The organism is Bradyrhizobium manausense (assembly GCF_018131105.1).
Lineage (GTDB): Bacteria > Pseudomonadota > Alphaproteobacteria > Rhizobiales > Xanthobacteraceae > Bradyrhizobium > Bradyrhizobium manausense_B.
In genome coordinates this window covers 669,573-682,320 of record NZ_JAFCJI010000002.1, presented here as the reverse complement: position 1 = coordinate 682,320, position 12,748 = coordinate 669,573, and the positions used below count along the sequence as shown (strand labels likewise).

The window sequence follows — 12,748 nt, the reverse complement described above, 5'->3', positions numbered from 1 at the left end:
CACCTTACGTCGTACTCGCAGCTAGATCCGTCCCATCAGCAGCAGGATCACCAGAATGATGATGACGAGCCCGAGGCCGCCGCCGCCGTAATAGCCTGTGCCGTAGAACGGCCCGCCGCCAATGCCACTGAAGCCGCCGAGCAGCGCGATGACCAAAATGATCAGAATGATCGTACCGATAGACATGCGAATCTCCTCCAGCCCTTTGTTGAAAGGGTCGTTGCAACCTGTCCCGTTGTGCGAAGGCAACTTGCCGCATGTTTTAAAGTTCCGACGATGAAACACCGGTTGCACGGCCAACTTGCATGGAACCTTTGTCGGTTCGTCCGGCATGACTATGTGAAGATCAGTCACCGCAGGGCAGGGCCATGTCAGCACCGCTAGTCGTTTCCATTCCGCATCGCCTCGGCCGCGAAGAGGCGGTGCGCCGGCTCAAGAGCGGGCTCGGCCGCGCGGCGGCCAGCATTCCCGTGGTCCAGATCGAGGAGGAGCGCTGGAGCGGCGACAGCATGGCCTTCCGCATCCGCGCGCTCGGGCAGATCGCGAGCGGGCAGGTCGACGTCGCCGACGATCACGTGAAGGTCGAGGTCGTGCTGCCGTGGTTGCTGCAGCGCTTTGCAGAGATGGCACAGGCGACGATCCGCAAGCGCGGGCAGTTGCTGCTCACCAAGGATGAAGGGAAATAGGTGTCAGGCACGCGCCCGCTGCCGCAAGTGCTTGATGGAGCTTGCCGCGCGGGCCGCGATGACAGCCGCGGGAAAATCACGGAACGCCTGCGCGACGGGCAGCGCGTTGCTCGCAAGGCCCGGCGCGGTATAGCCGCCGAGATCGATCGTTGCGTCGAAACCTTCGAATGTGGGCCATTCCCGCCCGGCCTGGGTGAATGGTGCGAATTGCCGCCCGGCCACGACGATGGCCGCAGAGCGACCGTGACGTCTGGTAAACGCAATGATGTGATCGGCGTGCGCGCCGCGAACCTCAAGTGGCTGATAATCGCCCTGTACGAAGACGTCGGCGAGTTCGTTGCGCAGCTTGAGCAGGTGCCGCGTCCAGGCCAGCTTGAGCTGACCATCGGACCAGCTTTTGATCAGTCCGGTCCAGTCCAGCGTTTCCAGTGAATTCAGTGCGGCCTTTCGTGCGGCAAAATCCACCGGACGGCGGTTGTCGGGGTCGACCAGCGAGAGGTCCCAATATTCGGTGCCCTGGTAAAAATCGGGCACGCCCGGCATCGTGGCCTTCAGCGTGAGCTGGCTCAGCGAGTTCAGCGCACCGAGCAGCGCGACGCGGCGGGCCAGAGTCTGAAGCGCGCCCAGGAATTCGCCTGACAGCGCCGGATCGAGAATCTTCTCGATGAAGCTATTGACGCCGTTCTCATAGGCCTCATGCGGATTGAGCCAGCTCGTTTCCTCCTTGCCCTCGCGCGCCGCCTTGAGCGCATAGGCCTGGATGCGCTCGACGAAGCCGGTGTCGACCGGCTCTTGCAGCGGCCACGCGCCGAGCAGGGTCTGGTAGAGCATGTATTCGAACGTTGCCGACGGGGCACGCAGATTCCCGTGGAGCGCGAGGTGCGGCGCGTTCAGCACTTTCCAGCGTGCCACTGCGCCGGTCCATTCCCCGGAAATCTCGCTCAGCGCCGCAATGCGCGCGCGGGCGTCCTCGCCGCGCTTGGTGTCGTGGGTCGCGGTGGCCGTCATGCTCTGCGGCCATTCCCTGGCGCGGGCGCGCATCGCCTCGTGGAAGGCGGGAATGGTGAGGCCCTTGCTGGCGGGATCTCCGCCGACCTCGTTCAGCGCGAGCAGCCGGTGGAATTGATAGAACGCGGTATCCTCCAGCGACTTCGCCATCATCGGTCCGGTGAATTGCTGCACCTTTAGCGCAAAGCGGCGTACGCGCGGTGCGCTGTGCGGGGGACGACCGGGCTTGAGCAAGTCCATGGTCAGCGCATCGCGCAGGAAATCGAAAATGCCCTCGTCGGCGGCGAACCACTCGGCACAGGCGCGTTCGATGGTGTCGTCGATCAGCTTGCGGTCGAGCGCGGTCGGACCGCTATGCGTCAGATAGGTGCGATAGACCGGGAAGTGCAGCACGTACAATTCCAGCGCCTGCCGCAGGCTGTCGGCCGAGAAGTCGCGGGTCGAGTAGTGCCCGTTGGCGATGCGCGCAAGCAGGCGCGTCAGCACGGTGAATTCGCTGGTCAGCAGCGTCTCCAGCACACGCCGCTTGGCGTCCTTGACGTAAGGCGCGAGCCGCGGTGGGCGGTTGCTGATCTGCCGCCAGGTCTCGTCCAGCGCCTCCAGCCCCTTGGCGTCGACCAGCACGTGCGTGATCGCATTCATCCACTCGTAGCCGGTGGTGCCCTGAACGCCGGCAAAGCGCGGCAGCTTCTCGTGCTCACACAGGATCTTTTCGATCACCGTATAGAACGGCTTTGTGTTGCCCTGCGCGTCGCGCACCAGCCGGCGCAGCCGCTGGCAATATTGCGCGGGATCACGCAAGCCATCGATGTGATCGAGGCGGATGCCCTGCAGTTTGCCGTCGGCGACGAGCTGCTTCACCAGCCGGTGCGTGGCGGCAAACGTGCTCGCGTCCTCGACACGCAGGCCGGCGAGACCGTTGACGTCGAAGAAACGGCGATAGTTGATGTCGCTGGAGGCAAGCCGCCAATGACCGAGCTTGTAGTGTTGCCGCTCCAGCAGATGATGCAGCGCCAGCGTCTGCGCCGGCCGATCCTTGGCCGCGCGATAGGCGGCGAGACCGTGAATGATGATGTCGGCTGCTCCTGCGATCTCCTTCAGCTCGGCCTTGAAGGCAGGAGCTTCCTTGCGGTTTGGCCGGCGCAGGCCGGTGTAGCGCGTGGCGAGCGAGAGCAGGCGTTTGCCGGCGACGGTATCGGCGGCATCTGCCTCCCTCACGATCATCCGCAAGACTTCGCCATAACGCTCCGGCGCGATCGGCAGGCGATGCTCGAAATACCAGGCGGAAAAGCTGCCCTCATCGGGATCATAGCGCAGCTCGATGGCACCGCCTTCCAGCGCCTCGCCATAGGATGTGCCGAGGATCGGCAGCAGCACGCCGCCGCGGGTGCGGAACGCCAATTGATCCCAGTCGATGTCGAAAGAGACCGCGTGCGGCGAGGCCTGGCCCCATTCCAGCACGTCGAGCCACCACGGATTGTCGGCAAAATGCACGCCGACATGGTTCGGGACAAAATCGACGATGAGGCCGAGGTCGTGCTGGGCGAGCGCTTCGCTTAGCCGCGCAAAGCCGGCCTCGCCGCCAAGCTCGGGATTGAACTGGCTGTGATCGACGGTGTCGTAGCCATGGGTCGAGCCCTTGCGCGCCTTCATCACCGGCGAGGCGTAGAGATGCGTGATCCCGAGCGCCTTCAGGTAAGGTACGACCGCGGCCGCCTTGTCGAAGTCGAAATCCGCGGTGAGCTGGAGCCGATATGTCGCGAGAGGGATCGCGGAAGGCATATCAACCTCCGAGATGCCAGACCACCGACCAGGGCGGAAGTCGCTCGCCGGCCGCGCCGCCCCAGATCGGCGTGCCCACGTTGCTGTCGGAATGCGCGATATCCTTGTCTGACAGATTGGCAGTCAGACGGAGCGTCGTGCCATCGCCCATGCGCCAATGCGCAGTGAGGAGGCCGTTATCGGCAGCCTCGGCATCGCCGAAGCGCGCGCCCTTCAGCCGCGGCGCGATCTCCTTGCGGCGAAGCGCGAGCAGCTCGCGCACCAGTGCGAGCCGCGCATCTTGCTCCGGCGTGCGGCCGGTCCAGTCGAGCACGGCCGATTTCAACGTAGCGGGATCGAGCGGGTCGGGCACCTCGTCACCGTATTTCTCGTAAGCCCAGGCATATTCCTGTCGGCGTCCCTTGCGCACGGCATCGGCGAGGCCGCCCTGGAAATCGCAGAAGAACGGGAAGGGCGCTTTCGAGCCCCATTCCTCGCCCTGGAACAGCATCGGCACCATCGGTGCGAGCAGGGTCACCGCGAGCGCGGCCTCGATCTGCTCAGGCGATGCCAGGCTCTCCAGCCGGTCGCCCAACGGGCGGTTGCCGATCTGGTCGTGGTTTTGCAGGAAGTTGATGAAGGTTGCCGGCGGCAACTCGCCGCTCGCCTCGCCGCGTGGCTTCTTGCCCCAGAATTCCGAGATCTCACCCTGATAGACGAAGCCGGAGGCGAGCGCGCGTGCGAGGTCCATCCGCGGGGTCTGGTAGTCGGCATAGTAGCCGTTGAGCTCGCCCGTGAGCATCACGTGCCAGACGTGGTGATAGTCGTCGTTCCACTGCGCGCGATATTTTCCGTTGGGCGGCTCCTGCGCGGCGTCGAGCAGGCTGGCGCGGTTGTCGCCATTCTCGAGCACGAGATGAATGTGCCGCCCGGTGACCTTGGCCAACTCACCGGCAGCGACGCTGAGGTCCTGCAGCATCGACTGCTCGCCCGGGATCGCCATGATATGGTTGGCGGCATCCAGCCTGAGCCCGTCGAAGCGATAGTCTGTGAGCCAGGACAGCGCGTTCTCGACCGCGAAGGCCCGTACCTGCGGCACGCGATAGTCAATCGCGCTGCCCCACGGCGTGTGCGCGTCGGTAAAGAAGTTTGGCGCATAGCGGCCGAGATAGTTTCCTTCCGGGCCGAAGTGATTGTAGACGACGTCCAGAAACACCATCAGGCCGCGGAGATGGGCTTCGTCGATCAATGCCTTGAGCTGTTCGGGGCGGCCATAGGCGCTATCGGGCGCGTACCAGAGCACGCCGTCATAGCCCCAGCCACGGCGGCCGGCGAAGTCGGCCAGCGGCATCAATTCCAGCGCTGTCATCCCCGATGCGACGAGATGATCGAGCTTGGCGATCATGGCGCGGTAGGTGCCGTCGCTCGTGAAGGTGCCGACGTGGGTCTCGATCAGCACCGTCTCTTCCCAGGGACGGCCGCGCCAGTCTTTCGCGCGCCAGTCGAACGCGTCGTGGTCGATCACCTCACTCGGCCCGAAGACATCGTCGGGCTGAAACGCGGATGCCGGATCGGGCACGTCGATCTCGTCGTCGATCCTGAACTTGTAAGGGCTGCCGACGGGCAGGCCGGCGATGTCGGCGACATACCAGCCATCCTGACGACGCTGCATCGCGTGTCGCCGCTCGAGCAGGAGATCGACCCGACGCGCGCCGGGCGCCCACAAACGGAACGACACGCCGTCCTTGGTCGGCTTCGCCCCGAAGGATGGCCTCATAGCGCCCCCGCGAAGGCGAGCACGGAGCGCGGCGGCGCCTTGCTGTCGCTTCCGGGCGGGAAATCAACGCTGTTCAGCTTGGCATCCGTCGTGTTCAGGATCTGCTGCCAGCTCTTGTATTCGGGCATTTTGGGCAATTTGAATGCGATCTCTTCGGGCGCAGCGTTCAACACGATAAAGATCGCCGCGCTGCCCGGTTCCATCGGCCCCATCACATAAGAGAGAAACCGCCCGTCCGGGAATGTCCAGTCGCTTTCCGTCATCTCGTTGCCTTCGGGCGTCAGCCACAGCGCGCCGTAGGAGATGCCGTCCTTGGGCCGGCCATCGAGCCAGCGATGGCTGCGCAACTGCGAGAACCGGCGGCGGATTTCGGCGAGACCGGCGACGAAATCGACCATGTCGTCGCCCTCCTTGCCGAGATTCTCCCAGCCGACCCAGCCGACCTCGTTATCCTGGCAATAGGCGTTGTTGTTGCCGGACTGCGTGTTGCCGACCTCATCGCCGGCGAGGATCAGTGGAATGCCCTGCGCCAGCATCAGGCACGCCAGCACGTTCTTGCGAAGTTGCCGCCGCAGGCTGAGGATATCTGGATCGTCGGTCGGGCCCTCGACACCACAATTGTTGCTGTGGTTGTCGTTGGAGCCGTCGCGATTGTCCTCGCCGTTGGCCTCGTTGTGCTTCTCGTTGTAGCTGAACAGGTCGGCCAGCGTGAAACCGTCATGCACGGTGATGTGGTTGATGCTGGCGCGCGGTCGCCGTCCGTCGTGATTGAACAGGTCTGAGGACGCCGTCATGCGGCTGGAGATGTCGCCGATCAGGCTGCCTTCGCCGCTCCAGTAGCGGCGCATGGCGCTGCGGTAGCGATCGTTCCACTCCGACCATTGCGAGGGGAAGGCGCCGACCTGGTAGCCACCGAGTCCGAGGTCCCACGGCTCGGCGACGAGCTTGACCGTCGCCAGCACGGGGTCCTGCCGGATCGCGGTGAGAAACGAGATGCCGCGATCATAGCCGTTCGGGCCGCGCGCGAGCGTGGTGGCGAGGTCGAAGCGGAAGCCGTCGACATGGCAGACCTCGACCCAGTAGCGCAAGCTGTCCATCACCATCTGCAGCACGCGCGGATGAGTGAGGTTCACCGACGAGCCGCAGCCGGTGAAGTCGTCGTAATAGCGGGGGTTCTCGCGGTTCAGCCAGTAATAGGAAGCGTTGTCGATGCCGCGGTAGCACAGCGTCGGTCCGAGATGGTTGCCCTCGGCGGTGTGATTGTAGACGACGTCGAGCATCACCTCGATGCCGGCATCGTGCAGGCGCGCCACCGTGGTACGGAAGGAATCCAGCGCATTGTCCTGGGCGTAGCGCGCCTCCGGCGCGAAGAAGGACAGTGTGTTGTAACCCCAGTAATTGGCGAGCTTCTTCTCGACCAGGATGCGGTCGTCGACGAAGCTGTGGATCGGCAGCAGCTCGACGGTGGTAACTCCGAGCCTCTTCAGATGCTCGATCATCGCCGGTGACGACAGCCCGCCATAGGTCCCGCGCAAGTTCGGCGGCACGTCGTCGCGCTTCTGCGTCAGGCCTTTGACGTGGGCCTCGTAGATGATGGTGTCTTCCCAGGGGATGTGTGGCCGGATCTCGCGCCGGCCCCAGTTGAAGGTCTCGTCGACGACGACGGCCTTGGGCATGCCGCGCGCATTGTCGCGCCGGTCGAACGACAGATCCTCGCGCGCCGAACCGGTGCGATAGGCGAAATGCGCGTCACTCCAGACCAGGCGTCCCGCAAGTCGCTTGGCGTACGGATCGAGCAGCAGCTTGTTGGCGTTGAAACGGTGGCCGTGCTCGGGCTCGTAGGGCCCGTGCACGCGATAGCCGTAGAGCTGGCCCGGCGAGACGTCGTTGAGATAGCCGTGCCAGACGTCCTCGGTCTTTTCAGGCAACTCGATGCGCTCGAGCTCGCGGCGCCCCTGAGTGTCGAACAGGCACAGCTCGACCTTCTGCGCATTTGCGGAGAACAGCGCGAAATTGGTGCCGCGTCCGTCCCAGCTTGCACCGAGGCGTGCGGGCGATCCGGCAGTCAGGCGCATCGGTCAGCTTTCAGGAACGAGGAAGATTGCAGCGAGCGGCGGTATCGTGAGGCGAAGCTCGGGCATCTTGCCGTCAACGGTCTGGACCTCGCCGACGTTCCCGACATTGGTGCCGCCATAATGGGCGGAGTCCGAGTTGAACACCTCTTTCCACTTGCCGGCAAAGGGCACGGGGACGCGGTAATTGCTATAGACGTTGGGCGAGAAGTTGACGACCACGAGACACCGCGCGTGCTCGTCAAAACCCTTGCGCAGCCAGGCGAAGACGTTGCGGTTGGCGTCGTCGGTAACCAGCCATTCGAACCCGGCCTGGTCGCAGTCCATCTGGTGCAGCGCCGGCACCGCGCGGTAGAGCCGGTTGAGGTCACGGACCAGCGCCTGGATGCCGGAATGGTACTTGTACTCGAGCAGGTGCCAATCGAGCGACTGGTCGTGATTCCATTCGCTGCTCTGCGCGATCTCACCGCCCATGAACAGCAGCTTCTTGCCGGGATGGCCGAACATGAAGCTGTAATAGGCGCGCAAATTGGCAAAGCGCTGCCATTCGTCGCCGGGCATGCGGCCGAAGATCGAGCGCTTTCCGTGCACGACCTCGTCATGCGACAGCGGCAGGATGAAGTTTTCCGAGAAGGCGTAGTGCAGGCCAAACAGGATATCGCCGTGATGATGCTTGCGATGAATCGGATCCTTGCTGATGTAGTTCAGCGTGTCGTGCATCCAGCCCATGTTCCACTTGTAGCCGAAGCCGAGCCCGCCGAATTCGACCGGGCGCGAAACCTGCGGCCATGCGGTGGATTCTTCCGCAGCCGTGGTCGCCTGCGGGAAACGCGCGAACAGCTCGGTGTTGAAGCGACGCAGGAAGTTGATCGCCTCGATATTCTCGCGGCCGCCATACTGGTTCGGAATCCAGGCGCCGGGCGGGCGGCTGTAATCGAGATAGAGCATGGATGCGACCGCATCGACGCGCAGGCCGTCGATGGCGTAACGCTCCAGCCAGAACAGCGCATTCGACACCAGGAAGTTCGTCACTTCGGTGCGGCCGTAATTGTAGATCAACGTGCCCCAGTCGAGATGGCGGCCCTGGAGCGGATTGGCGTGCTCATAAAGCGCGGTCCCGTCAAAGCTGCCGAGTCCGTGCGGATCATCGGGGAAGTGACCGGGCACCCAGTCGAGCAGTACGCCGACGCCTTCACGATGACAGGCATCGATGAGTGCGGCGAAATCCTCCGGCGTGCCAAAGCGGCTCGTCGGCGCATAGAGGCCGGTTGGCTGATAACCCCAGGACCCGTCAAACGGATGCTCGCTGACGGGCAGGAATTCGAGATGGGTAAAACCCATGTCGCGCGCATAGGCCGGCAGCTGCTCGGCCAGCTCGCGATAGGTCAGCCATTCGTCGCCGTTCTTGCGACGCCATGAGCCGAGATGAACCTCGTAAATCGACATCGGCGCCGACAGCGCGTTGATGCCGTCAGGCGCCGGCCGCGGCCGCGGAAGATGGGCTTCGTCGAACACGATGGAGGCGGTCTTCGGCCGCACTTCACTCGCGAACGCCATCGGATCGGATTTCAGCGGCAGCAGATGGCCGTGTGGCCCGATGATCTCGAACTTGTAATGATCTCCGGACTTGGCGTGCGGAATGAACAATTCCCAATAGCCGGCGCCGCGCACCCGCATGGGATGGCGCCGCCCGTCCCAGAAATTGAAATCGCCAACAACGGATACGCGCCGCGCATTCGGGGCCAGCACGACGAAGCCGATGCCGTCGATGCCTTCCAGCCGCGTCGGGTGCGCGCCGAGCTTGTCGTAGAGCCGTTGATGCGTGCCTTCGCCGAGCAGATAGAGATCGAAATCGGTCAGGATCGGCGGGAAGCGGTAGGCGTCCTCGAACTCGACGACGTTGTCACCAAACTTGGCGCGGAGCTGGTAGTGCTTGGAGCCGTTGGGCAGGGCGCCGATGAACAGGCCCGATGCGTGGACGCGGTCGAGCTTTGCCACCTCGCCATGGTCGCCGATGGCCTCGACATTGGAGGCCTCGGGCAGGAAGGCGCGCACCACACTGTTGCCGCCCTCGGGATGCAGCCCGAGATAGTGGAAGGGGTCGGAGTGGCGGCCCTCGATGATGGCGTAGGCTTCGGCTGGCAGTTTAGGCATGGGCTTCGCTCTCGGCACTGGACAGAATGCGAAGCAGGCCGGTCAGCGGCGCATGGAGCCCCTCCGGCCGGTGGGACAGCTCGTACTCTACCTCGTCGAACGCTTGATCAAGCAGGAAAAACCTTAACATGCTTTCCGCGGAGTGCGCCTTTTCCGGCCAGAGTCGCCGGTCCGCCATGGTCTCGCGATAGGCGGACAGGAAGGTCGCGGTGGTGTGTTCGCGCCATTCGTCGAGCGCGGTGGTGATCCGACCCTGTTCATCAATGCCCCCTGAGAGCGCCCGGTTAAGCGCGGCGTTAACCGAAAGATCAATCGACCGGACCAGGCCCGCGACGTCGCGCGCGGCCGGCAGCTTGCGCCGCTTGTCGGCCAGCGTGAGATGGGGATCGCCATCGAAATCGATGATGAAGATGTCGTCCTTCACGATCAAGGTTTGCCCGAGGCGGAAGTCGCCATGATGACGGATGTTCAACCCGCCGATGCCGGATGGCAAGAGAGCGTTGATATGATCCGGCAGCGTCGCGCGCACCGCAACCAGTTGGTCGATCAGGGGCCGATCAGCCTCGCGCAGGCCATCGCGGCTATCAGCGAGGCGTTCGAAGACCCGCTCGGCCCGTCCCTTCAGGTGGGTTGTCCATCGCTTGATATCCGCCGGGCCGATCGGTTCAGGGGCAAGATCGGCGGATTTTGCGGCGGCGAGCGCCATGTGCAACTCGGCGAGCCGACGGCCAATCTGTCCCATGAAGTGCAGGTAAGGCGCCTGCTCCTGGGTCTCGCGGGGCGCTTCGCCCACAGGCCCCAGCCTCTGCTCGTCGATATAGCGGTCGAGATAGCCGGTGGTGACGGCCCAGCCGTCGCCCTGGTTCTCGATATAGGCATGCAGCACCCCGAGCGCGCTGCGACTGCCGCCCTCGACCAGCTCGGCGCTGCCGAGCAACGCCGGTGTATTGGGGAAGCGTGCGACCTCGGTGAGATAGTGACCGATCTCGATCTCCGGGTTGGCGCCGCTTTCGACGCGGCGATAGATCTTGGCGACGTATTGGTTGTCGACCAGCGCGGTGCTGTTCGACTGCTCGACCGTCCGGATCCGCGCGGGCTCCTTCACGGTGTAGTCGGCGAACAGGCTGGTCGGCTTGAACTCGAGTCGCAGATTGTTCTCGTCCACCACCAGGTTCTGCGACAAGCCCCGCAGGAAAAGCCCGATGAAGATCTGGTCTGTCGCGACGTCGAGCAGCGTGCCTTCGCGCGCGCCCTGGCGCACGGCGGCGAGGGCCCTCGGGTTGAAGCGCTCGCGGTCGAAACGGACCCACTCGATCTGCATTGGCAGCACGTAGCGGGTCGTGACGTCGTCCTGCGTCGTCTCGAAGAACGCGATCCAGGGCCTGTTGTCGCCGATGTCGCTGAACGGCACCGCTGACGTCAGCGTCGCCTTGATGTGCTTTGGATCGTGCTCGGGATACCAGCGCGTCCGCGACAAGAAACCCGGCAGCACGTCGCGCTCGAAGACGCCGCGCTCGCGGGCGAGCGACACCCAGTTGGAGTTGACCGGCACCACCAGCGTTTCGAATTCCGGGACCGCCCGCGGCGCCACCGGCTCGGATTTGTCGCGCTCCTGGAGCTGGAACCAGTAGAAGCCGTAGGGCCCCAGCGTGATCATGTAGGGCAACTCGCCGATGGCCGGGAAGCGGGTGCGGCCGAGCATCTCCTGCGGGATGCGGTCCTTCCACGGCGCCAAGTCCAATTCGGTCGCCTGTGCCGCGCGGGACAGATTGGCGACGCAGAGGATCACCTCGTCACCATACTGCCGGACGTAAGCGAGCACGGACCGGTTGGCCGGACGTATGAAGGTCATCGTGCCGCGGCCGAAGGCCAACGTCGACTTGCGCACCGAGATCAGCCGCTTGGTGGCGTTGAGCTGCGAGGACAGGCTGCGCGATTGCGCTTCCACGTTCACCGATTCGTAGCCGTAGACGGGATCCATGATCGGGGGCGCGTAGAGGCGGGCGGGATCGGCGCGGGAGAAGCCGCCATTGCGGTCCGGGCTCCACTGCATCGGCGTGCGGACGCCGTTGCGGTCGCCGAGATAGATGTTGTCGCCCATCCCGATCTCGTCGCCGTAATAGATGATCGGCGTGCCCGGGAAGGACAGCAGCAGCGAATTCATCAGCTCGATCTTGCGCCGGTCATTGTCCATCAGCGGCGCAAGCCGCCGGCGGATGCCGACATTGATGCGGGCGCGGGGATCGTTGGCGTAGGTGGTCCAGAGATAGTCGCGCTCGACGTCGGTGACCATCTCCAGCGTCAGCTCGTCATGGTTGCGCAGGAACAGCGCCCATTGGCAGCTCGCGGGAATGTCCGGCGTCTGGCGCAGGATGTCGGTGATCGGGAAACGGTCCTCCTGCGCGATTGCCATGTAGATGCGCGGCATCAGCGGGAAGTGATACGCCATCTGGCATTCGTCGCCGCGGCCGAAATATTCCTGCACGTCCTCCGGCCATTGATTGGCCTCGGCCAGTAGCAGCTTTCCCTTGGAATAAGCGTCGAGCTCATGGCGCAGGCGCTTGATGATCGCATGCGTTTCGGGGAGGTTCTCGTTCGAGGTGCCCTCGCGCTCGCAGAGATACGGAATGGCGTCGAGGCGGAATCCGTCGACGCCGGCATCGAGCCAGCGCTTCATCACCTGGATGATGGCGCTGACGACGCGCGGATTGTCGAAATTGAGGTCGGGCTGATGCGAGAAGAAGCGGTGCCAGTAGAATGCGCCGGCCTCGGGATCCCAGGTCCAGTTGGACTTCTCGGTATCGGTGAAGATGATCCGCGTGCCCTGGTATTTCTGGTCGGTGTCGCTCCAGACATACCAGTCGCGCGCGCTCGAACCGGCCGGGCTGCGGCGCGCGCGCTTGAACCATTTGTGCTGGTCCGAGGTGTGATTGACGACGAGCTCGGTGATGACGCGGAGGCCGCGCTTCTGCGCCTCCTGGATGAAGCGCTTGAAGTCCTTCATCGTCCCGAAATCGGGATTGATCGAGCCGTAGTCACCGATGTCGTAGCCGTCGTCGCGGCCGGGTGAGGGGTAGAACGGCAGCAGCCATAGCGCGGTGACGCCGAGGTCCTGGAGATAAGGCAGTTTCTCGGTCAGCCCGGCGAAATCGCCGATGCCGTCATTGTTGCTGTCGGCAAAGGCCTTGACATGGAGCTGGTAGATGATGGCGTCCTTGTACCAGAGCTCGTCCACGATCTCGGCAGCCTCGGCCTTCTTGGTGTCGACGGAAGACAATACATTCATGGCG

7 protein-coding genes are annotated in these 12,748 nt (G+C 64.0%); 1 reads left to right on the top strand and 6 read right to left on the bottom strand.

What is annotated here, in order from left to right:
- Positions 1-21 precede the first annotated feature (21 nt).
- The gene (locus JQ631_RS23470) at positions 22-186 is read right to left on the bottom strand and encodes a DUF3309 family protein (protein ID WP_212329726.1); all 165 of its coding nucleotides are present in this window, start codon (positions 184-186) and stop codon (positions 22-24) included.
- Positions 187-368: 182 nt separating this feature from the next.
- Here JQ631_RS23470 and JQ631_RS23465 point away from each other — a divergent pair, with 182 nt between their 5' ends.
- On the top strand, positions 369-686 hold the full coding sequence (locus JQ631_RS23465; protein ID WP_212329724.1) for a polyhydroxyalkanoic acid system family protein: 318 nt from the start codon (positions 369-371) through the stop codon (positions 684-686).
- 3 nt (positions 687-689) lie between these two features.
- Here JQ631_RS23465 and treY read toward each other — a convergent pair whose 3' ends face one another.
- From treY to treS, 5 genes are read right to left on the bottom strand one after another with little or no spacing between them, the layout of a single operon-like run.
- On the bottom strand, positions 690-3,476 hold the full coding sequence (treY, locus tag JQ631_RS23460; protein WP_212329717.1) for a malto-oligosyltrehalose synthase: 2,787 nt from the start codon (positions 3,474-3,476) through the stop codon (positions 690-692).
- Position 3,477: 1 nt separating this feature from the next.
- Complete coding sequence (gene treZ, locus JQ631_RS23455) at positions 3,478-5,232, bottom strand: malto-oligosyltrehalose trehalohydrolase (protein WP_212329715.1); 1,755 nt, start codon at positions 5,230-5,232, stop codon at positions 3,478-3,480.
- Complete coding sequence (gene glgX / locus JQ631_RS23450) at positions 5,229-7,307, bottom strand: glycogen debranching protein GlgX (protein ID WP_212329713.1); 2,079 nt, start codon at positions 7,305-7,307, stop codon at positions 5,229-5,231. The genes treZ and glgX overlap by 4 nt, the downstream gene beginning before the upstream one ends.
- Positions 7,308-7,310: 3 nt before the next feature.
- Positions 7,311-9,458, bottom strand: coding sequence for a 1,4-alpha-glucan branching protein GlgB (gene glgB / locus JQ631_RS23445; RefSeq protein WP_212329710.1), 2,148 nt, complete (start codon positions 9,456-9,458; stop codon positions 7,311-7,313).
- Positions 9,451-12,744 carry a maltose alpha-D-glucosyltransferase gene (gene treS, locus JQ631_RS23440; RefSeq protein ID WP_212329708.1) on the bottom strand — a complete coding sequence of 1,098 codons (3,294 nt, stop codon included), beginning with the start codon at positions 12,742-12,744 and terminating at the stop codon, positions 9,451-9,453. Before treS ends, glgB begins: the two co-directional genes overlap by 8 nt.
- Positions 12,745-12,748: the final 4 nt, after the last annotated feature.